The 21,901-nt window shown below is 38.0% G+C and carries 18 protein-coding genes; 16 read left to right on the top strand and 2 right to left on the bottom strand.

Annotated elements, in window-relative coordinates:
- Positions 1-24 precede the first annotated feature (24 nt).
- The 11 genes from BM176_RS31505 (at position 25) to BM176_RS32670 (ending at position 11,390) form a co-directional block, all read left to right on the top strand.
- Positions 25-216 carry a hypothetical protein gene (locus BM176_RS31505; RefSeq protein WP_090108397.1) on the top strand — a complete coding sequence of 64 codons (192 nt, stop codon included), beginning with the start codon at positions 25-27 and terminating at the stop codon, positions 214-216.
- 181 nt (positions 217-397) lie between these two features.
- Positions 398-1,693, top strand: coding sequence for a radical SAM/SPASM domain-containing protein (locus BM176_RS31500; protein WP_090108396.1), 1,296 nt, complete (start codon positions 398-400; stop codon positions 1,691-1,693).
- Between the two features lie 10 nt (positions 1,694-1,703).
- Positions 1,704-2,546 carry a hypothetical protein gene (locus BM176_RS31495; protein WP_090108395.1) on the top strand — a complete coding sequence of 281 codons (843 nt, stop codon included), beginning with the start codon at positions 1,704-1,706 and terminating at the stop codon, positions 2,544-2,546.
- Between the two features lie 35 nt (positions 2,547-2,581).
- Complete coding sequence (locus BM176_RS31490) at positions 2,582-2,785, top strand: hypothetical protein (RefSeq protein WP_090108394.1); 204 nt, start codon at positions 2,582-2,584, stop codon at positions 2,783-2,785.
- 6 nt (positions 2,786-2,791) lie between these two features.
- Complete coding sequence (locus BM176_RS31485) at positions 2,792-2,998, top strand: hypothetical protein (RefSeq protein ID WP_090108393.1); 207 nt, start codon at positions 2,792-2,794, stop codon at positions 2,996-2,998.
- A gap of 43 nt (positions 2,999-3,041) precedes the next feature.
- Positions 3,042-5,342: a peptidase domain-containing ABC transporter gene (locus BM176_RS31480; RefSeq protein ID WP_090108392.1), complete on the top strand. Its 2,301-nt coding sequence runs from the start codon at positions 3,042-3,044 to the stop codon at positions 5,340-5,342.
- An 11-nt stretch (positions 5,343-5,353) separates the two neighbouring features.
- Positions 5,354-6,088 carry a putative HlyD family type I secretion protein gene (locus BM176_RS31475; RefSeq protein WP_090108391.1) on the top strand — a complete coding sequence of 245 codons (735 nt, stop codon included), beginning with the start codon at positions 5,354-5,356 and terminating at the stop codon, positions 6,086-6,088.
- Between the two features lie 108 nt (positions 6,089-6,196).
- A complete protein-coding gene (locus BM176_RS31470) occupies positions 6,197-9,262 on the top strand; it encodes a lantibiotic dehydratase (protein ID WP_090108390.1) in 3,066 nt (1,021 codons plus the stop codon).
- Between the two features lie 79 nt (positions 9,263-9,341).
- Complete coding sequence (locus BM176_RS31465) at positions 9,342-10,352, top strand: sensor histidine kinase (protein WP_177230622.1); 1,011 nt, start codon at positions 9,342-9,344, stop codon at positions 10,350-10,352.
- A 21-nt stretch (positions 10,353-10,373) separates the two neighbouring features.
- Complete coding sequence (locus BM176_RS31460; protein WP_218162323.1) at positions 10,374-11,102, top strand: LytR/AlgR family response regulator transcription factor; 729 nt, start codon at positions 10,374-10,376, stop codon at positions 11,100-11,102.
- A gap of 150 nt (positions 11,103-11,252) precedes the next feature.
- Positions 11,253-11,390, top strand: a complete 138-nt coding sequence (locus tag BM176_RS32670) for a hypothetical protein (RefSeq protein ID WP_177230621.1) — start codon at positions 11,253-11,255, stop codon at positions 11,388-11,390.
- A gap of 315 nt (positions 11,391-11,705) precedes the next feature.
- On the opposite strand, the gene BM176_RS31455 is transcribed toward BM176_RS32670, so the two are convergent.
- A complete protein-coding gene (locus BM176_RS31455) occupies positions 11,706-12,407 on the bottom strand; it encodes a family 16 glycoside hydrolase (protein WP_177230620.1) in 702 nt (233 codons plus the stop codon).
- A gap of 533 nt (positions 12,408-12,940) precedes the next feature.
- Here BM176_RS31455 and BM176_RS31450 point away from each other — a divergent pair.
- Both BM176_RS31450 and BM176_RS31445 read left to right on the top strand, forming a co-directional pair.
- A complete protein-coding gene (locus BM176_RS31450) occupies positions 12,941-15,955 on the top strand; it encodes a SusC/RagA family TonB-linked outer membrane protein (protein WP_090108446.1) in 3,015 nt (1,004 codons plus the stop codon).
- Between the two features lie 5 nt (positions 15,956-15,960).
- Positions 15,961-17,721 carry a RagB/SusD family nutrient uptake outer membrane protein gene (locus tag BM176_RS31445; protein ID WP_090108386.1) on the top strand — a complete coding sequence of 587 codons (1,761 nt, stop codon included), beginning with the start codon at positions 15,961-15,963 and terminating at the stop codon, positions 17,719-17,721.
- 121 nt (positions 17,722-17,842) lie between these two features.
- Here the strand turns inward: BM176_RS31445 and BM176_RS31440 are convergent, their stop codons facing one another.
- On the bottom strand, positions 17,843-18,586 hold the full coding sequence (locus BM176_RS31440) for a hypothetical protein (protein ID WP_090108385.1): 744 nt from the start codon (positions 18,584-18,586) through the stop codon (positions 17,843-17,845).
- Between the two features lie 363 nt (positions 18,587-18,949).
- Here BM176_RS31440 and BM176_RS31435 point away from each other — a divergent pair, with 363 nt between their 5' ends.
- The 3 genes from BM176_RS31435 (at position 18,950) to BM176_RS32665 (ending at position 21,747) form a co-directional block, all read left to right on the top strand.
- Positions 18,950-19,486: a Panacea domain-containing protein gene (locus BM176_RS31435; RefSeq protein WP_090108384.1), complete on the top strand. Its 537-nt coding sequence runs from the start codon at positions 18,950-18,952 to the stop codon at positions 19,484-19,486.
- Positions 19,487-19,497: 11 nt separating this feature from the next.
- Positions 19,498-21,495 carry a hypothetical protein gene (locus BM176_RS31430; RefSeq protein ID WP_090108383.1) on the top strand — a complete coding sequence of 666 codons (1,998 nt, stop codon included), beginning with the start codon at positions 19,498-19,500 and terminating at the stop codon, positions 21,493-21,495.
- 102 nt (positions 21,496-21,597) lie between these two features.
- Positions 21,598-21,747, top strand: coding sequence for a hypothetical protein (locus tag BM176_RS32665; protein ID WP_177230619.1), 150 nt, complete (start codon positions 21,598-21,600; stop codon positions 21,745-21,747).
- Positions 21,748-21,901 lie beyond the last annotated feature (154 nt).

Raw genomic sequence — 21,901 nt, 5'->3', positions numbered from 1 at the left:
GGCTCAAATTTCAAATTTAAAGCTATGTCCACAGACAAAAAATCAGCTATTGAGAAAGCTGCTAAATCTCTTGATTTTGAAAAATTGAGTGAAACTGAAGCCGGCAAGTTAGCTGGAGGTTTTTCAGATGCTTTGGGTGCCGAAAGCCTTGATGAAGCAATTGAAATTAATTTCTCTAAATGCCATTGTACTTCTACGCCTGTCGAGTCTGCATAAGATAGGCATGTATGGAGTAAAAATGTTAGGATAGGTTTCTGGAAGGCATTCCTTACACTTAATGAATGAATAGCCTGTCAGATTAAGAAAAGATAGGCTATTCATTTTAAGCTACGATCTACTATTTGTTCGGCTACTGATAATCTTGTTTTGTTTTTTATTATACTTAAATGTTTGTATTATGAAGAAAAGTCAGTTTAATACCAGTGTGGTTTATGAAAACAAAAATTATATCTATAATGCATTTAGCAATAAATTCATTGGCATAGATCCAACCATTTCTGACATTCTTGACTCTATCAGAACGCCGGAGAATATAAAAGAGCTTTCAGAGTATCATCCAACATTGTATAGTTCTCTTTGTAAAAATGGATTTTTTGTAGATGATGAGGTGGATGAGGTGGAAAAAGTAAAACAGTTAAGTGCTAAAGTAGATAAGAACGATACACATTTTGAATTGGTGGTAAACCCTACCATGAACTGTAATTTTAAATGCTGGTATTGTTACGAATCGCACGTGAAAGGGTCGAAGATGAATAAGGAAACAGTTAATAAAACCTGTTCTTTAATTGCAAATGTGATTGAATCTAACCCCAATCTTAAATCCTTTCATATTTCATGGTTTGGTGGAGAGCCACTAATGTATTATCGTGATGTTATTGAACCTATCATGGATTTTGCAGAAGACTTCTGTGCCATTCATAATATTTATCTTGATTGCCATTTTACTACCAACGCCTTTCTGCTTACCGATGAGATTATTGAATCATTGAAGAAATATACAGTTACCGGTCTGCAGATTACGCTGGACGGGAATAAAGAAACACATGATACCGTAAGGTTTGTTAGTGCTACGAGGGGATCGTACGATACTATTATAAATAATATCGTGAAGTTGTGCGAGAACGATTTTCGTGTGGGTATAAGAGTGAATTATACCAGTATTAATATGGGCGATTTTGAAAATGTTTTTGACGATCTGTGCGCTATTTCTAATGAAAAAAGACATTTTGCCACCATATCATTTCACAAAGTATGGCAGGTGAGTGAGGATAAAGTAATGTCTGATAGGGTAAGATTCCTGATCAGGTTAGTTAGAGATATTGGATTCCGGTCGGAAGAGGGCGCCATTCCGGATAGTGTAAGGCACTCCTGTTATGCGGATAAAATAAATCACGCAACAATTAATTATAATGGTGACGTATATAAGTGTACAGCACGAAACTTTTCACCCGATTCTAAGGAAGGGGTACTGAATGATGAGGGTAAGATCGAATGGAATTCAAAATTCCATACCAGGATGGATATTAAATTCAAAAACAAACCCTGCCTGGAATGCCCTATTCTGCCATTGTGTAATGGAGGTTGCTCACAACACGCTATTGAAAATGAAGGGAAAGATTATTGCGTGTATAATTTTGATGAGAATAAAAAGAAAGAAATAATAGTTAAAAAACTGATGACTATAGTTGATTAAAATAATAGTAATGAATACAGCCGCTAATAGTATTGCCAATGAGGACTTTTTTTCCAGTATATATTCCAGAGAAATTCTGGCAAAGGTGGCATGCGGAGATGAATTATTAAAATATGATTACTATGAATCAGTTTTTCAGAATGCTTTAAACCTGGCAAAGAGCAAGGAAATAGAGGAGAGTGTCAGGGTTTTTGAAGATGGAGAGAAAAAACTTGAAAATGAAAAGAAAGGATCAGATCTGAACGCTGTTTTGTTAGATACTTTGTATCCCAAAAAAGCCTATCTGTACTATAAGTTAAAACGCATGTCACTTGCCCGGCTGCTTACTTATAAGTCAATCATTACGAATGAAGGTTTGAAGATATCAAGGGGATATAATTTCCTGGTATTTATTCAGATTCAGCAATATCATAACATCGCCAGAATCTTTTTTGCTGAATCAAAGCTAAAAGATGGCATTCAGTTGAGCTACCGGCTGATATGGTTTCTTTTAACCAAAGAACCGGCCGGAGTAAAATACCTGGATAAGATAGCGCATCCTGTACCGGAAGAAGAGTCGCAAATGAGGTGTGCTATGACTTACCAGGTTCTGTTTGAATTATTAGGTGTGCTGGCTAAAATGAAGAACAATGTAGCGCTCTATTTGAAATCTTTAATTGTTTTCTTAAAAGAGATCATTCAGTATTTCAGTGTGCGTAATGAAAGAGAACATACACTTAAAAACTTTTTGATTGTATTCTCAGGCATAGATCTTCAAGACCGTAGCCACTATATTAATGCGGCCAATCATTTTTTACAAACGTCAAAGGATATGTTTCCTAATACTGAAAAAGTTATTAAGTTATTCTATTGATTGGGTGTAATATTTAACCCTATAAATCTGTTAAAATGAAGAAGCTAAAAGATTTATTTACTAAAAATATCAATCCTGGATTGGAGCAATGCAAGGATTTTGAGATAAAAAAAGAAGAGTCAGATGCATTGTATGGCGGGTTTAAGGAATATAAACCTCCTATTTATGAACAGGATGATTCTACTAATTATTCATTCAAAACTACCGATTTGTTGATCGATATTAATCAAACTAAATAACTTGTCATGTCACAGAAAAAAAAGAACAAAAAAGAGAAACCAAAAGACAAAAAGAACAGCATCGTGGATGTTGATAAACTGAAGTCCTTTGGAATTATTAAAGGCGAAGGTGAAGATAATATAGAGGAGATTGATGGTACTGATGTTTCGGGAGGGAAAACAGATGATGATACCACTGTAGATACGCACTGGCCTACTCAAATAGGGGAGTAATGAATGGCTGAATGCGGCAACTGATTTTTTAAACTCCAATGCAATGGCTTTGTTTAGTAAAAAATACAAATTTTATAAACAGTTGGACTACATGGATTGTGGTCCAACCTGTTTGCGTATGATTGCTGCCTACTACGGGGAAGAGTATTCACTGGATTACCTGAGGGCAAATTCATATATTACTAAGAATGGCGTTAGTTTATTGGGATTAAGTGAGGCAGCAGAGAAAATTGGATTCAAAACATTGTCTGCGAAATTGACTTATGATCAGCTAACCCAGCAGATTCCTCTTCCATGTGTGTTGCACTGGAACCAGGAACATTATGTGGTACTGTATGGGGTAGAGAAGAAAAGTTTTTTTCGCCCTGTAGAACGGATTATCATTGCAGATCCCGGCCATAATCTGGTAAGGGTGGAAAGGGATGTGTTTGAAAAGTGCTGGATTAGTTCGGCCGACAAGAAGGGGATTGCCTTATTGATGGAACCTACTCCCGAGTTTTATAGAAACGCAGAAGAGGTACAAACTGTAAAAAGCGGATTCGGTTTCCTCATGGGCTATTTAAGGCCCTATAAACGTTATTTTGCTCAGCTGATTCTGGGAATGCTTCTGGCCAGTCTTATCAGTATGTGTTTCCCGTTTCTTACGCAAAGCCTGGTCGATTTTGGGGTAAGTCGTAAGAACATGAACTTTATATATTTGATCCTGCTTTCTCAGTTACTGCTTTTTCTTGGCGGAATAGCGGTAGATCTTATAAGGAACTGGATTCTGTTACATATAAGCACACGTATTAGCATCAGTATTATTTCAAATTTTTTGATTAAGCTGATGAAACTTCCCATTAATTTTTTTGAATCAAAAAATGTGGGAGATATTACACAACGTATCAATGATCATAGAAGAATTGAGTCTTTCCTAACGGGATCAACGCTTAGCACGCTGTTTTCTATCATTAATCTCTTTGTTTTCTCTTTCGTTTTATCCCTTTACAATACAAAATTATTACTGGTTTTTGCTATTGGAAGTGCGTTATCCATCTTTTGGATTTCTATTTTTCTGAAAAGAAGGAAGAATATTGATTATAACCGTTTTCAAAGGTCCAGGGAAAATCAAAACAGCTTGTTTGAAATTATAACAGGCATGCAGGAGATTAAACTTTATAATAGCCAGAAAGCAAGAAGATGGGAGTGGGAACGCATTCAGGCTAAATTATTCAAGGTGAATATTAAAAGCCTTGCATTAGAGCAATACCAGGGGATAGGTGCATCTTTTTTCACGCAGCTTAAGAATATTGTGATAAGCTATTTAGCAGCTAAACTAGTTATAGAGCAACAGATTACTCTTGGCGTGATGCTTAGTATTTCTTACATAGTGGGTCAGATGAATAGTCCTTTGGACCAGATTATTTCATTTATAAAAAGCGTTCAGGATGCAAAAATAAGCCTTGACAGGCTTAATGAAATTCACAGCAAGCCTGAAGAAGAAACAAGTGAAGACCTTATCGGGTATAATGAGAATAAATGGCCCAGGGAACCTGCAAATAGTTCGGACTCGCTGTATTTAAGCCATGAGCTTTTTACAAAAAGCATCCGGAAAAATAGTGGCGATGGAATTACTATTTCTAATCTTTCTTTTAGATATGGAGCACCCAAAAGTCCGCTTGTGCTGAAGAATGTTTCTATGCATATTCCCAGGGGAAAAGTTACTGCCATAGTAGGAGCAAGCGGAAGTGGGAAAACCACTTTGCTAAAGTTATTATTGAAGTTTTATCCACCTTCCGAAGGGCAAATTTTAATTGATGAGGTGAATCTTCAGGATATATCTGCTCAGTTGTGGCGTAACAACGTAGGAACTGTAATGCAGGATGGATTTGTTTTTTCCGATTCCATTGCAAGAAATATTGCTGTGGATGGAGAAAGAATTCAGGAAGAGAAACTTTATGAAGCGGTAAGAATTGCCAATATGCATGATTTTATTTCGAAACTGCCTTTAGGGTTCACTACGCGGATTGGCAATTCCGGGTCTGGTTTAAGTGGTGGACAAAAACAGCGTTTATTTATAGCCAGGGCGGTATATAAAGATGCGAAGTATTTATTTTTCGATGAGGCCACCAGTGCACTTGATGCGAACAATGAAAAGGTAATTATGCAAAACCTGAACCAGTTTTATAAAGGAAGAACGGTAGTGGTGATTGCGCATAGGTTAAGTACTGTTAAAAATGCTGATCAGATTATTGTGATGAAAGATGGAGAGGTGGTAGAAGAAGGTCATCATAGCGAATTGACAAGAAGTAAAGGGTATTATTTCGAATTGGTTAAAAATCAATTAGAATTGGATGTTGCATAAATAATAAAGATATGCCAGAGAATAACCAATCTTTAGAAATCAGGAGTAATGAAATGGAGGAAGTGGTGGGAAATATTCCTACATGGATCATCCGTTGGGGGATAACTGTTTTATTTGCCGTAGGTATATTAGGTTTACTGATTGCTAACTTAATTCGTTTCCCTGATACACTTAATGGAACGGTGCTGATGCAGGGCGAACATCAGCCGGGGAAAGTAACCGTAAGAAGAACTGATGAAAATGCTAATTTCAAATTTAATTACTTTGTGAAAGATGGAGATGAGGTTGTGCCTGGCGATACATTGCTAACGCGATATGACCCAAAGGAAGGGAAAAGTTATTATACCATTACCCCTATGGAGGGTAAAATTTATATAGCTAAGGGTATAGATCAAAAGAATACATTAGATCAGATTATATGGGTAGTTCCTAAATCATCCAGGGCCGAAATAAAAGTAAGGTATAAAAGCAAGCGTGCCGGAAACGTAAGGGTAGGTCAGTCGGTTAAGATTGAACTGTCGGACTTTCCAAGTAATGAATATGGATTTTTGGAGGGAACTATTTCTTCCATTCTCCCCGTACAAATGGATGGCGATCATCTGGCTTATGTTGAGCTGAATCAGAAAAAGATAATTACCTCGCAAAAAAAGGAAATACCCATATTGCCGGTGATGGAAGGGAGTGCTGAGATAGTGTTAAGTGACAGAAGTATTTTTCAAAGAATATTTGGGAGTATGTTTAATTGATCCCGGGTAGAATCCTGTTTTGAGAAATTCTATTTTTTGCATATATTGGTTGTTGGTAGCCCATTTCTATTGTATATATTATCTGCAACCCAGTACTTAACAAATAATATGCAGGAAGGATCCTTTAAAGACTACGGTAAGGTTGTTGTTCGAACACCCCTATATTCCTATCAGCGTTTATTTGATCAGCAGAACAGAACTCTCGATCTTGATAAGGTTGTTTTTAGCATGCTGGGAGATCCTGTATTTGTTGAAGGACTTTACTGGAGTTCTCCACAACTTCGTGAAACGGTGCTGGAATTTAAAAATGGAAATGTTGATACATCGAGGCAACATAAACTAATGCATACTTTAAAAAAGTATGCTATTCGTGCAAGTACCCGGTCTACCCCTTATGGTATTTATGCAGGATGCGCTTTAGCCGGTATAGATAGTCGCGAAGAGCTGGCCGATAAGACCAGCAAACGAAAGGTGCGCATTGATATGGGGCTGCTTCAGCAGATCATAAAAAAAGTGGAGCAACATCCTGCCTTATGGGTTCACCTTCGTTACCAGGTAAATGACTCTTTATATCATATCGCTGGTCAGTACCGTTTTATAGAGGCCATTATAGAAGAAGGCAAATGTCAGTATCAGATCAGTTCTATTGACCAAACGGACTTGCTGGAAAGGCTTATAGCACTGATACGGCAAAATAAAGCGCTTACTATTGCCGATATGTACGCTATGCTTGATGAGGATAACACCTATGAAGAGTTTGAAGTTTTTGCAGGAGAACTTATTGAAACACAGCTATTGGTTAGTGAATTGCAGTTGGGATTGACTATTGAAAATGAGGCAGATAACATCCGGTGCGTGCTGGAAAGGTTAGCGAAACTGCCTGTTGCAGCGGCCACGATTTTTCTTGATTTATTCGAAGAAATTCAAAAGATACTACGCAAATTTGAGAACCTCCCCCTTGGCGTTTTACCGGTCGATGATATCAACCATTTAGAAAAGGTATTAAAGGAACTGGATATTGAAGTGGCGCAACGCCATATTTTTCATGCCGACCTGAAACAACCGGTACCTGCTCCATTTATGTTCCCCAGGTCGGGCTTAAAGGAAATGGGGAAAGCAATTTCCATATTAAGCAAACTTTCTCATGCTGTTTCTCCGGTAGAAGTACAGCTGGACCGGTTCAAGAAAAAGTTTACTGAAAAATATGAAACCCAGGAGGTTTCATTGGCAGAGGTATTAGATCCTGAATTTGGCATAGGGTTTCCTGCTACTGACAATATTGGCAATGTGGCGCATAATTCATTAGCGGAAAGAATGAATTTGCCTGCTAAAAAAAAAGTAAGCAAAAGAACCGGTGAATGTAATGCCTGGCTGCAGGATAGGATGGAATATTGGGATAGGGATACCTTGAAAAAGGGGATTCAGCTACAGGATAAAGATTTTGAGAAACTGGAAGATAAATCAGGCCAGCTTGCCAATTATTTTACTGTAATGGGTGCCTGCCTTCCTTCCGGGCATATGTTGCTGCAGCATGTAGGTGGCGCACATTCCAATATATTATTAGGCAGGTTTGCACATCTTGGAAAGGAGATGAGTGCTTTTTGTAGGGAGCTGGCCGAAGATGAAATGAAGGCAAATGAACACATAGCTTTTGCCGAGATCATACATATTCCTGAAGGCAGGGTAGGTAATATTGCAAGAAGAGAACAACTTTTTCACTATGAAATTCCATTCCTGGGTGCCAGTGCTGTGGATGGTGAAAGGCAGCTGACTATTGAGGATATGATGGTTTCTATTCAGCGGGATGAGATTATTCTCCGGTCGCGCAAATGGGAAAAGCGTATAATCCCAAGATTATCTAATGCCCACAATTATGCAAACAGTTCCATTGCTGTATATAAATTTTTAGCAGCACTGCAGCATCAGGGGAGGTCGGGGTTTGAAATTAATTGGGGATCGCTGGCTCAGCATAAGCGTTTTTTACCTCGTATCAGTTATAAACATTTCATTTTACATCGTGCTACGTGGTTTCTGCGGGAATCTGATATACAGGATATTATGCAGGTTGATGATCAACTGGCAGCACTCAGGCTTTTTTTATCCAGGTGGGAAGTGGCAAAACTGGTATGTTTTTGCGAAGGCGATAATGAACTATTCATAGACACAGAGAATGATACTTATTTGCAGGTACTGCTAAAAGAGATGCGGGGATGTACTACGGTAAAACTGGTGGAATGGTTATTTGATAATAGCACACCTGGTCATGGCGAACCTTTTGTTCAGCAGTTCATACTTCCCTTAGCTAAGCAAAAGCCAGTGAATATACATTCATTTGTAAAAGAGGGGAAGGGCAGAATTCAGCGTGCTTTTGAACCTGGCAGCGAGTGGGTGTATTTTAAAATATTCTGTGGAGCGAAGGCGTCGGATAAAATTTTATTAAAGGTGATAAAACCTGTTATCGATTTTCTGTTGAAGGAGGAGGTTATCAATCAGGCTTTTTTCATTCGTTATACCGATCCGCATTACCATATCAGGTTCCGGTTACATTTAGTTGATAATGCAGGAGGGGAGCAGTATTCTGCTGCTATAAAGTACATTTATAATATATTGCATCCGTATTTAGAAAACAGGCTGGTTTGGAAGGTACAGCAGGATACTTACCAGAGAGAAATAGAAAGATACGGTGAGGGCTATATGTTACCAACAGAAGAGGTTTTTTTTCATGATAGTCTTTTGTTTCTTACCTGCGTGGAGGAGGAAGACTTTGAAGATGATCAGCAGATAAGGTTTTTAACTTCTATTAAAAATATGGATAACTGGCTATCTTTGTATGGAATGTCGTTACGGGAAAGAATTACTTTCTGTACTGAGATGTCTGATGCTTTTGCCAGTGAATTTGGACGTGATGTAAAACGGCAGTTGAATGCAGAATACCAGGAATGGAGAAAGCCGATTGCAGATTTTTTAAGTGGAGAGCGATTTAATGAGGTCTTTGCTGAAAGGGCCGTTAAGTTAAAGAGTATGGCATTGTCTTTAGACAATATTTCGAGTTACATACATATGAGCATGAACAGGTGGTTTACTACCGAACAGCGTTTTATGGAATATATGGCATATTATTTTTGTGGAAAGTATTATAATCAAATAGTACATCAGAAAAATGGAGCGAAGTAACGAGTTTTCTGTATATCCGAATCAATCAACGAAGCATTTGTTGCATATTTTGTATTGGGTGATAATGTTGTTTTTTATCATGGCTATTACATCATACTCTTTCAAGGCAAGTGTTTTTATTGCTGAAAATGTACTCTTTTCGTCTAGTGTACTATTCAATGCTATCCTGATTCATTACTTTGTATGCCATTTTGTTTTTCAGCATATAAGGAAAAAGAGATGGGCCTTAATTATACCGGATATCCTGGCTATATACTTATTGTCATTATTGATAACAACCAGTTCTTTGAACCTGTTGCGAAATCTGTATCCTGAAAATGAAGTTATTACCAGGTTGTACCAGAAATATACGGTAAATAGTTTCGGGAAACCTTTCGATGGTGAATTGCTCCTGTGGGTACTTTCCTTAATAATATGGTTTAACACCTTTGGGATAATTATAAAAATAGTTAAAGATTTCCATGAAAGCTCCCTGGAAAAATTAGCCATTGCCCAGGAAAAAAATTCCATGGAAATAAGCTTTCTGCGTGCGCAGATACAGCCGCATTTTTTATTCAATACTTTAAACAGCATATACGGGTTGATTATTCATAATGAGGAAGCGAGCAAAGTGGTAATTCAATTGTCAAATTTGCTGCGTTTTTCTCTGTATGATTCTGAAAAAGAGCATATTACACTTAAAGAAGAGATTGAGTTTTTGAGTAATTACCTGCTTCTTGAAAAAATGCGGTATAAAGAAAGCCGGGTGCAAATTGAATATGATTTTGGGCAGATTGAAAACAAAGAAAAAATTATTAAACCCTTAATTTTAATTAACTTTATTGAGAATGCTTTTAAGCATGGGGTAAATGCTACTATTAAGAACGCATGGATAAAGCTGTCTATGACTGAGAAAGAGGGCCTTTTAACTTTCCATTGTGCAAACAATAATCCTGTTACTGCCACTGGCAAAAAGAATAATGAATCAACCGGTGGTCTGGGACTTAAAAATGTACGACGCCGACTGGAGCTGGAATATCAAACGCGCTACAGCCTGGACATAAAAGAAACAGACGATGTTTATGAAGTATCGCTGATACTAAAGCTATAACCTATACTATACCCTTTTACGATGAAAATTCTGATTGTTGATGATGAACCCATAGCCCAGCAAATACTGGAGAATTTATCCAGGAAAGTAAGCTATTTAAACATTGTAGGTATTTGTGACAATGCTATAATTGCATTGGAATCGATACAGGAATTGCAGCCTGATTTAATTTTTCTGGATATACAAATGCCGGAAATGACAGGATTGGAAATGTTGCGTATTCTTCGTCAAAAAAACATCCTGGTTATATTTACAACTGCTTTTCATGAATATGCCCTGGAAAGTTATGAATTGGATGTGGTAGATTATCTGCTTAAACCTGTTGCATTTGAACGCTTCCTCAAAGCGGTTACTAAGGCAAATGAACTTTTTAAATTGAAGCAAATACAACATCCTTCCGTCAATACCCCTAAAAATAACGAAACGAAAAACTATGTATGGGCCAGAGAAGGCCGTAAGAGAGTGCAGATATGTATAGAAGATATTATCCTGGTACAGGCGTTAAAAGATTATATGGAATTACAGTTGCCAACCGGGAAAGTTATTTTGAACGTGACCATGAATAAAATAGAAGAATTGCTGCCCCCTCCCTTTTTTCTACGTGTTAATCGCTCCTGTATTGTCCGTAAAAGCGCTATTAAATATATTCAGGACATGCATATAGAAATTATCCTACCTACGGTAAAAAGGATCCCTATAGGCCCCACCTATTGGGAAGATGTGAAAAAACATATTGTAGAATTGTTTTAATACATAAGGTACAATTACTAATATTTATAATATGATAGGGTATAAACCTATCTTGTCGAATAACAGATGTGCTTGGTCGAAAGAATTATGTTTCTTTTTGATAAAAGACAAACTTAGGTGTAGATAATCATTAATCCTAAATCTAACTCTATGTCGACCAAAAAACTCCAGATCAAAAAACGCGTGGTTTGTAAATGCAAAGTAGCTGAACAACCTGTATCTCTTAAAAACAACCGCGACGTTAAGACAGTTCCTAACAACAGCTACACTCTTCCTACTAACTTTTAGTATTATTTTCTACAGCTACGTACGACCCATTTTTTTCTTTTAATATTCTTCTCCCTCGGGTAACCTTTCTCACTAAACGTGATGCAATTTCAATTGGGGGGTTGTATCACGTTTTTCGTTTCCCCAAAGCCCGGATTACAGTTACTTTTTTCCACTTGCTGGCTACCTTTTTCTTAACAGTCTTGGTTTGTTATCTGGATTAATCAACATTTTAAAAGCTACCAGGTTTATTAGTCCTGGTAGCTTTTTAATTTATGGTATTTCGGATTAAGTGGAATCGCGATGACAATTTTTCATCGGTATTAATAAAATGCTCTAATTGGTTTTTACTGCAAGATTGGCAAAATCACCGTCTGAAAAATTCCCAACCCATAAACCAATCTTTCCACTTTTCTTCTTGTTTAAAGATCTAACCTCCAGGCAAGATTCGGGTGAATTATTCACATATACTTTAATTAATTCTTTCTGCACTTCAATCTTCACATGAAACCAGTCATTTGGAGCAGGAGGGGAGAGAACCTTATTTTCGTACACACCAGGATGTTCATCTCTAAGACGCTCCCATCCATAGGTTGTATCAAGAACATACTGTACCATATGCATTCTGGGAAGGCTGTCTTTTGCAACAAAATTGAAAGGCCTGAAATAGATTACCTCACAATCATTCTTCGATGTGCCATGAAAAGCAATTCCTAAAAAACTGCCTTGTTTAATATCTTTACCACGTAAATCTACTTCAATAGTTCCCTTAGAGAATTCAGTATTCTTTATCCAGGCAACGCCAGATCCTTCTGCTGCTGAAACCCGGACCGCATATTTATCAGGTAGTGAAGATACCGTTCTGTTTTCTGTAATAAATAAGGATTTGGATTCAAGCTCAGATAACTTGTAGGCCACCTGTTGTGCCGTAACTTTGCTATTGGTTGAGACAACAAAAACAAAGAAGCACAAAAAGATACGGAAACTAAGCTGTTTCAAAGAAAAACTAACATTGGGTTTTAGAACAAATCTTTTCATAATCATGTTTTTCTGTAGAATTTAAAATATGCTTTATCAGGTTCAAATGATATTTAGATAAGCCGGCATCGGATCATTATATCCGCTATCAGCAGAATAATTGCCATAATACTAATTTTGACATAAATTGCCAAATAAATCAACACACCCATGATCCCTGAGTTTCAATTTATACATTCCATGGAGTAGTCTGGAAAAACTCACATCGTGTATGGGTGAAAGGTTATCAATCAATGCACTAAATTTATTTAAAGTAAACATAACTTTGAGTTAACAACAAATTCTGAAAAGCGCCTTAACATTGCAACCTATTTAAAAAAGGACAAATCACCTATAAGAACTTTTTCGCACAACAAAACATATTGTGTTTTACCTATGGTATTTTCATTGCTTTTTCTTTAGAGTGTATATTTTGTACAGGAAACTCCCTGTCAACCCACTTTACACAATGATGATCCAACACATCTGAAATAATGGCCAACAGGTCAGGATTAAGTATTTCTTTTAACATCAACCGTAATAGCAGATTGACTATGAACAATCAATTTCTTTTAATGGTAGCGGTGTGGCTTTCAGCCGTAAGCCCTTCCATCGCCCATGCGGCACATCATCTTAATTATGATCAGGTAGCCCGGCAGGAACCCATCAAGGGGGTTGTCGTTGGCTCTGATGGTACTCCTATACCAGGTGCCTCCGTGAAATCGCTTTCTTCCAACCGGGTAACAACGACAAACGACCGCGGTGAATTTAGCATTGAGGTAGCCAAAGATGATAAACTGGTTATCTCTTCCATTGGTTACACATCACAGGAAGTGTCTGCCAGTACCAAATTTCTGAACATAACGCTGGCCATAAGTAATAGCCAGTTGGGAGAGGTGGTAGTGGTAGGTTATGGTAGCCAAACCAAAGCTGACGTAACAGGCGCATTGACGCAATTGAAGGCCGAAAATATCAAGCAGGGTGTCAATATTTCTGTTGATAACATGCTTCAGGGGAAAGTTGCGGGCGTCCGCCTCGCACAATCCAGTGGTGAACCTGGTGCCGGCGTGGATGTTTTCATTCGCGGTGTGGGATCTATCAGGAGCGGTAGTACGCCATTATTCGTTGTAGATGGTGTGCCGTTGAGTAATGATAATGTAAGTGCTGGTGGACCGGATTTCGGATTAGGTAGTTCTGAGCCTAAAAATCCATTGAACTTCCTGAACACCAGTGATATTGAAACCATCACCATTTTAAAAGATGCCTCTGCAGCGTCTATTTATGGTGCCAGAGGTTCTAACGGTGTGGTACTGATCACTACCAAACGTGGAGGCAAGGGTGCTGCTAGTTTGACCTACGATGCGTATTTAGGTACTTCTAAAGTGATAAAAAAACTGGACGTACTGAATGCTGATGAATATCGGAAAGCACTGGTAAATCCGGCTTACGATCATGGCGGTAATACCGATTGGCAGGACGTGATTTACCGCAATGGTTTTGTTCAGAATCACAATCTGTCGTTTGCGAAATCTTCTGCTACCGGCAGTTACCTGGCATCTCTTTCCCGTATGGATCAGGATGGAATTGTTGAGAAAAGCAGCTTCAAAAGAACTACTGCGAGGCTGAATGCTGAGGAGTCATTTTTTGATGATAAACGTCTGACCGTTAAGATGAATCTGACAGCCAGCGACATTAATGAAACAGCTATCCCTAATGGTAATACGGCGGGTTCGGATGGTCAGCTTATTATACATGCCCTGATGGCCAATCCTACACGTTCTTTGCGTGATTCAACCGGCGGATATACGAATTTCAATATGAATGCTCATTATAACCCTGCTTACCTGTTGAGCATTTATGATGACAAAACGAATACGTTCCGCGTATTGGGAAATATCGAAGCCTCATTCAGAATATTGCCCGGATTAAACTACCGTTTCAATTATGGTGTTGATAAATCCACTTCAGAGCGTAATAGCACTATCTATCCGAACGTTACAGACAGACAGCCAACAGGTGCTTATGCACAGAATAACCTGTCATCCTTAACTACTTTACTGGAACATTATCTGACATATAATCTTGCTATCAATAAACATCAGTTTGAAGTACTGGGTGGTTTTTCCTACCAGCAGTTCAAGTTCTCCGGTACTACTTTTGGCATGATTGGTATCACTAAGCAGGGACAGGGGGTGGATCCGGAATACAATCCTGGTTATTCAGGAACATCTACCAGCCCAAGTGGTTATGCGCAGGAAAACGAACTGCAATCTTATTTCGGACGTGTCAACTATAATTATGACAGCCGTTATATGTTTACAGCTTCTATCCGTGCTGATGGTTCTACCCGTTTCGGAGAAAATAAGAAGTATGGATACTTCCCATCCGTAGCATTGGGCTGGGCATTATCGCGTGAAAACTTCCTGAAAGATATCAGCGCTATCGAGGAGTTAAAACTTCGTGCCAGCTGGGGACAGACCGGTAACCAGGAAGTGCCTAACAAGCTCACGCAGGCTAGTTACTCATTGTCTACAGCTGCAGGATATTACCTGTATGACAATCTCAATCTGGTGAATGGTACTACCGTAAACCGTACTGCTAATCCTGATCTGAAATGGGAGTTGGTAGAACAGTATAACATAGGTGTGGATTTCGGTTTTTGGAAAAACAAAGTATACGGTTCACTGGAATATTATAACAAGACCACTAAAAATCCTATCCTGAATATTCCTTCTGGTCCACTAAGTCCTACTACCACTATATGGAAGAACGTAGATGCCCAGATCGTAAACAAAGGATTTGAAATCATGTTAGGATCACAACTGATCCATACAAAAGATTTCAGCTGGTCATTGGATGTGAACGGATCTACATTATCCAACAAGATCAAAGACCTTCCGGTTTCTGAGCTTTACTCCGGTAGTATATCCGGTCCTGGTCTTTCCGGTGTTAATGCCAACATCTATAAGAATGGCTATGAGGCAGGTTCTTTCTTCATGTTGAAACACCTGGGTTATGATAAGGATGGCAAGGATATTTTTGAGGACAAAAAAGCCGATGGCGTTATCAATGCAAGCGACAGGCAGATTTTTGAAGGTGCTATCCCTAATTTCAACTTTGGTTTGAACAGCCAGTTGCGTTATAGGAAATTTGACTTTTCGTTTTCCTTCATCGGACAAACAGGCGGATACCTGGTTAACAATACAGCATTAGATCTGAACATCAACAGTCTGGCATCTGACCGTAACGTACTGAGGAAATATTATGAAGCGAAAGCCAGCACTACCAATCCAGTGCAGCTGTCGTCTTTATACCTGGAAAAATCAGATTTCGTTCGTTTAAACAATATCCGTTTCGGATATACTTTTGCATTCGACAGACTTAAATGGCTGAAATCGTTTAACCTGTACGTGAGTGCCCAGAACCTGATGACAATCACTGGTTATTCCGGGTATGATCCATTGGTTAATACAACGAAGAACTCGGGTGGCAACCAGTCGCTCGGTATCGATTATACTACCTATCCGGCTGCAAAAACATTCCTTTTAGGTGCAACGGTTAAATTTTAAGAAATATGAAATCATTACAACTACATAAATTAGCGGGTATCTTCCTTACTGTGGCAATGGTAGGATGTACAGACCTGCACGAGAAAGTGATTGACGAGGTATTAGGCTCTAACAATTCAAATCCGGAGAATGCAATTGCTGCAGCATACGGACAAATGGGAGATGCTACTTTTGTAGATCATGGTAACGTGTTCGGATTACAGGAATATTCAACGGATGAAGCGTTACTGCCTCAACGTGGTAGTGACTGGGGCGATGGTGGTGTTTGGCGTGCCGTTCACGAGTTTACCTGGGGACCCGATAACTCCGTTGTTACCAACACCTGGAATAACCTGAACAGCGGTATTACCAAGTCGCTGACAGCTATCAGCAGTATCAATAATGCGCAGAATTTTGCCAATAAAACACTGTTCCTTGCAGAAGCAAGAGGGTTGCTGGCATTTTACACTTACCATACACTGGATCTTTTTGGACAGGCTCCATACCGGAATCCTTTCGTTGCAAATGCTCTGGTGGAAGTTAAAAAGGCAGATACTGCTATCAATGGTCTGATCAAAGAAGTAGAAGCAATACTGCCAGACCTGGCTAACCTGAAAGAACAGAATACACATAACGGAAGATTCACCAAACAGGCTGCATATGCCTTGTTGGCCGATATGTACCTGAACCGTGCAGTGTTTAAAGATCGTTATGCTACTACCGGCTTCAACTTCTTAGAAGCTGCAGTTGACAATAATGGCACTGATATGGATAAGGTGATCTATTATACTTCCCTGCTCATAGACAATTCGCAGTTCTCTCTGGAAAGTAATTATTTCAGGAACTTCGATATAGACAATGCCGGCAGACCAGAACTGATTTTCGTAGTATCGCAAGACGTTAATACCCTGAGAAACAGCGATAACGATTTTGCTTACATGACTATGGAAAGGAATCAGAAACCTTCTCCGCTTAACAGGGGTACCAACGCTGTATGTACTTCTCCTGAATTTTATGCTACCTGGGATGGAAAACACGATGATCCTCGTTTTTCCAGACATTATCAGTATGCAGATGGCACCTGGTTCATGAACGATGGTACAGATGTAAGCGTGCCAGCTACGAGCATTGTAGTTGCCAGCACTGTGCCCTGGTTCCACTTCAACCGTGGCCTCCTGGCAGGACAGCAGTATGGACCTAAACTGCTAAACGGTACTTTCGAGATGACAGCAGATAACCGTATCAAAGTATCAATGCTCTATTGTGAAAAGAATACCTCTCAGCTGATGGATTTTACTCCTGAACTTAATTTTGATAATCCTGCACAGGCTGTTTTCACACAGGCACAAATCAATCGTGGCGTGCGTGTTTTCAAGTTCGAATTCGATCCTGAAAAGGGGAGTAATAGCACCAGTAATGTGGATATCCCGCTATATCGTTTAGGTGTTATTTATTGCTTACGTGCTGAAGCATATTTCCGTAAAGGTCAGACAGATCTGGCGATGGCAGATATTAACAAGCTACGGACAACCAGAACCCGTGAAGCACTTTATAGCAACGCTCCGGGAACAGCTATTACTACACTGGATGAGCAATCACTGTACAATGAGATAGGTTACGAGACTTATTGGGAAATGTACAGAAGGAAACAAATGATCCGTTTTGGGAAATTTGAGGCTACTGGTACCGCGAAGGTAGTAGCATCAGAACCTTACCGGAGGATTTATCCGATTCCGCAATCAGCAATGGATGCTTCGAATACATTTGAGCAGAATTTTAAGTATTGAGGATATTTGGATTGTTTTCACCAAGTATATAGCCCGCCTTGGCGGGCTATATACTTGATGATTATTTGTCAACGTTGCACTTGAGAAAGAATAATTTCAGTTACAGATTATAGTCGGGATATTACTTAAGTTCGATTGATATACCCATATTACAATTTACAGGCTGACCTAATATAGTAGCAGATTTCCATCCATTGAGAGGAAGAGTATTACGGATCTGGTTTTCCAAATACTTCTTAAATTGTTTATTATTTGTATTCCTGATGACTGATATAAATCCAGTAATTACTATCTCCCCCGTTTTTTTTACCACAAATTTGACATACATTAAATCTCTGGAAGCAGTTTCAATTCTGTTCTTGTATCCTTTGGGATACTTCACCAGTGAATCAAAGCGAGATTGGAATAAATCGCTCTCATCGAAATTTTTAGTACTTCCCGGGTAAGCCGGTCTGGTATCGCAGTCCTCTGGCTCAATTGTATCATTAATATGTTTTACAAGAAAAATACTATCCGACATACGTTTTACCGAAGTAATAAAATCACCTCCAAAATGCCTTTTTATTTCATCTTCCATTGACTCACAATAGCATTTGCTGCTTTGGTTATAATTTCTAAAATCTTGTATCACTATGTGTTGTTTTAGCAATAGCTCAGACATTTCATCTATATACCTTAATGGCTGAAACTTCGGATTTGTATAATTACAGTAAACAATTTTCCCATTTTTTATATCAGCTTGTGCCTTTTTCGTTTCATCCTGACATGTTATTTCCTGAGGTGACAGTTTTCTTGTATTAGTGGAACAACCAATAAACAATAGCGAAAGCGGGATAATAAGTATATTATTGAGATTAAGGTACATAGAGATATTTCTTATAAGATGCCGGAATCAACTTATTCCATATGAAAAGTGATTTTTTCAGGGACCATATTTAACTCTACATAGTTTAATGCCATTTATGTGAATTTAATCAAGAAATTGGCACTTAAAGTATGATAAATATGGTCTTCCATTCCTTCCCAATTGGCTAGAGACAATAAAAAGTTCCTGTATCAGTCAATTTGGCCAGGATGCCTCCATTGAGAACGGATCAGGTGCCAAAATCATAATTTTAACTCTATATACAGAGTTGTTAATAAATAAACTCAATTGTTTATAACTTTAACTCGCAATCCATTGGTTTATATGTTAATTTACTATGTAATTCCACAAAAGCCTTAGCTCATGAGTTTACACACAAAACTGGCTGCATTTGATTATGTGGTTTACCAATTAACGGAATGGTACTCGGAGAAAAATGGTCAATGGGCGAATAACGACCTATCACGATTAAAAGTTATAAAATTACTTTTCTTCACAGCCGCCGCTACGGCTTCAGTACATGATGCTGGATTATTAACCATCTTTGATTCTTTTGCGGCTTTACCATATGGACATGTAGAAAGTGAAATTCTTGATCATATGGATGAATCTGTTGTTTATGATATTTCCAGGAACAATACAATGTTTAAACCTGGAATACATGAATATCTTACAGAAGATTATCTGGACAACGATGTTAAGAATAGAATCATTCATTCGATTTCTATTTTAAAAGAGAAAAATCCCGATTTGATTAATATGAATGCTTTTGATCTTGTTGATTTAAGTCACCGGTATCAATCTTGGATAACCGTATTCTCACTGGCAAAAAGAAACGGTAAACTATCTATGCCCATTTCCTGCGAAATGATCATGAGTGAACCCAAAATCTTCAAATAGAAACCTGATACATGGCGTACATAGATGACGCGTTGACCTATATTCAAACAGACCTTACCTTTGATTGGGCTACTCAATACAACACTACGTTACCTTCTGATAATGTTGATAACAATGACGACAAAGCCTTACTTGAAGTGACTATTGCTGAAAAGTTGGATATTGTTGCAACTGGATTATTTGAACAATTAAACTTTTCAGTGTTATCCGGAGAGTACGTTTCTAATATTGCTGACCATCGGCAGAAAGTTGACAATATTGAAAATTATATTCAGCAAATTGCAAATTTCGATATACCGGGCTTTCCGAATATCACATTAGTAGCTCAGGAGCTATTTCAAACAAATTTTTATTATTCCTTAAGACAAACCCTTAAAAGATATAAATCATTACTTGATTTCGTCGAAAGTCATCTTGTTTATCATCCCAATACAAGCCAAATATTCTACGTAATTAAGAATGATGGCGATAAAAGAAAAGATGCCAATGGAGCTGCAAAACAGTTGGACAAATTGTTTGATTTGAATGTGGAACTAGCCCAAATTGATCATAGCATTTCTTTCAGTAAGAGCTATTTTACCAATCTTTTACTTATACAAGACCAGCTTAAAAACTTCAGGATTTCAAACACTGCCACAGAATTACTACTGAAGAAATGTGGTTTTTTATTATATAAAATTTCCTACAGACTAAAACAATCACAAAAAAATTATTTGTATGCGATTGATTTTAACTATTCGACAGTGCAGTTAAACGAAATCGCCGAATTCCGTAATTTTAATGAAATTATTAAAGGGCATTATGGCAGCAATTTTAACAATCCTATCTATGACCAGCGTCGGGATACTGCTTTATCTAAACTGGAAAACGATGTCGATCTTAATTTAGACGATTTTCATGCATTGATTAAATATTACAAAGATGACATTGGAGATTTGAGTAAGTTAAAAGGGCTAAGGACACCTTACCAGCAATATTATGACGGACAATTAACTAGCTCATCGCCATTTGACAAAAAAGCATTGCATATTGTTCATTGCTACTTAGAAAATAATATCCTTTCCCTTGAATTAGATAAAAAGGAATTTACGCTTGAAAACTGGAAAGTAAAACTTAAAGAATACACCGACAAGGCAGACACCTTTAAAAATAAAAACTTCTTCCCCTATTATAAGATCCTTACCCAATTTCTCAAAGAGGAAATTTCTAAACAATTTAAAGCAACAAATTACGATTTAAATATTATTAGCAACCTCATTGCTAGTTACAAAAGAAACCTAACTAGCCTGGTAGAAAATGTTGGTATTTGTGAAGAGACCGACTATTTGGCATTCCAAAATTCGTATGATGGTTGTAAAATAATTATTACTGACAGCTCCGGAACCCTGAGGACATGCTTCATATCGTCATCTTTTGTTTTGCCCTTAAACTATAAGGAAATAAAGGAAGAACTTGAAAGCTTTAAGGCAGAGTTGAATAAGTTCAATTCCATGTTTGAAATTCAGAAAATGATTGATGCGGATAGGAATGATGTTAAATTAGTAAAACAGGAAATTGAAAAAACAGACAAAAGGCATATCGAAATACTTTCCATTTTCGCCGCATTAGTGATGTTTGTCTCCAATGAAATTCAGATCTTTTCAAAGATACCAAACATGGGCGACGCGGTAATCTATACACTATTTTTCGCTTATGGATTAGGGCTTTTTGTTGTTATGATTTGGTTTATCACAAGGCCAGAGGGTGTTAAATGGAAAAACCTGCCGATATCACATGGCTTTATTGCTAGTTTCTTTTTAATGGGTTTGGTTACTGCAATTGTATATGTTGGGATAACGAAATTTTCGAAAGGCACTAAGGAAGCCCAACTTGAATATTTACAATTCAAAATCGATTCTTTACAGAAAGCCAAAGTCATTGACAGCTTATCAACTGTGTCTTCTACTTCACAGGATAATTCTCTGCGGGCATTTTCAAAGGATTCCATAGCTAAACAAATGGAAAAATAAGGTCATAACTAAGGTCCTTATATCATTAACTACTTTACCTTGTTCGTAAAAGCCGCCCAGCCCCTCCCCAAAATACAGGAATCAAAAAACAGATCTCAATTAATGGACGATCTTGAGATAATCGCTCCCCTCGATATTGTTGTAAATTCTAATGATGTGGCCATCTATGAATTAGATGATCATGGCAATATCATTAAGCTGAGTGATTATTATGGGGTGCCTTCCACTTCGATCAGCTCATCCTATAATTAAAACTTATAATTCAAACATGTTCCTGAAAAATATTAATGCCCTTCCCAATGAGGCTGATATATGGTGTACCCAATTGTTAGGACCAGCAGTTGGTATTTCTTCGCTTTGAGAGGTGCCAATTGATTGGATGAGTTTACTCATCTAAGCAATTGGT

The organism is Chitinophaga sp. CF118 (genome assembly GCF_900112615.1).
In the GTDB taxonomy this organism is placed as follows: Bacteria; Bacteroidota; Bacteroidia; order Chitinophagales; family Chitinophagaceae; genus Chitinophaga.
Note: the sequence above shows the minus strand (reverse complement) of the source record. Positions and strands in the feature narration are given on the sequence as shown.

What these genes read in the sequence shown, in the direction of transcription:
- BM176_RS31505 (WP_090108397.1), top strand. Translation starts at nt 25, where the DNA reads ATGTCCACAGACAAAAAATCAGCTATTGAGAAAGCTGCTAAATCTCTT.
- BM176_RS31500 (WP_090108396.1), top strand. Translation starts at nt 398, where the DNA reads ATGAAGAAAAGTCAGTTTAATACCAGTGTGGTTTATGAAAACAAAAAT.
- BM176_RS31495 (WP_090108395.1), top strand. Translation starts at nt 1,704, where the DNA reads ATGAATACAGCCGCTAATAGTATTGCCAATGAGGACTTTTTTTCCAGT.
- BM176_RS31490 (WP_090108394.1), top strand. Translation starts at nt 2,582, where the DNA reads ATGAAGAAGCTAAAAGATTTATTTACTAAAAATATCAATCCTGGATTG.
- BM176_RS31485 (WP_090108393.1), top strand. Translation starts at nt 2,792, where the DNA reads ATGTCACAGAAAAAAAAGAACAAAAAAGAGAAACCAAAAGACAAAAAG.
- BM176_RS31480 (WP_090108392.1), top strand. Translation starts at nt 3,042, where the DNA reads ATGGCTTTGTTTAGTAAAAAATACAAATTTTATAAACAGTTGGACTAC.
- BM176_RS31475 (WP_090108391.1), top strand. Translation starts at nt 5,354, where the DNA reads ATGCCAGAGAATAACCAATCTTTAGAAATCAGGAGTAATGAAATGGAG.
- BM176_RS31470 (WP_090108390.1), top strand. Translation starts at nt 6,197, where the DNA reads ATGCAGGAAGGATCCTTTAAAGACTACGGTAAGGTTGTTGTTCGAACA.
- BM176_RS31465 (WP_177230622.1), top strand. Translation starts at nt 9,342, where the DNA reads ATGGCTATTACATCATACTCTTTCAAGGCAAGTGTTTTTATTGCTGAA.
- BM176_RS31460 (WP_218162323.1), top strand. Translation starts at nt 10,374, where the DNA reads ATGAAAATTCTGATTGTTGATGATGAACCCATAGCCCAGCAAATACTG.
- BM176_RS32670 (WP_177230621.1), top strand. Translation starts at nt 11,253, where the DNA reads ATGTCGACCAAAAAACTCCAGATCAAAAAACGCGTGGTTTGTAAATGC.
- BM176_RS31455 (WP_177230620.1), bottom strand. Translation starts at nt 12,407, where the DNA reads ATGAAAAGATTTGTTCTAAAACCCAATGTTAGTTTTTCTTTGAAACAG.
- BM176_RS31450 (WP_090108446.1), top strand. Translation starts at nt 12,941, where the DNA reads ATGAACAATCAATTTCTTTTAATGGTAGCGGTGTGGCTTTCAGCCGTA.
- BM176_RS31445 (WP_090108386.1), top strand. Translation starts at nt 15,961, where the DNA reads ATGAAATCATTACAACTACATAAATTAGCGGGTATCTTCCTTACTGTG.
- BM176_RS31440 (WP_090108385.1), bottom strand. Translation starts at nt 18,586, where the DNA reads ATGTACCTTAATCTCAATAATATACTTATTATCCCGCTTTCGCTATTG.
- BM176_RS31435 (WP_090108384.1), top strand. Translation starts at nt 18,950, where the DNA reads ATGAGTTTACACACAAAACTGGCTGCATTTGATTATGTGGTTTACCAA.
- BM176_RS31430 (WP_090108383.1), top strand. Translation starts at nt 19,498, where the DNA reads ATGGCGTACATAGATGACGCGTTGACCTATATTCAAACAGACCTTACC.
- BM176_RS32665 (WP_177230619.1), top strand. Translation starts at nt 21,598, where the DNA reads ATGGACGATCTTGAGATAATCGCTCCCCTCGATATTGTTGTAAATTCT.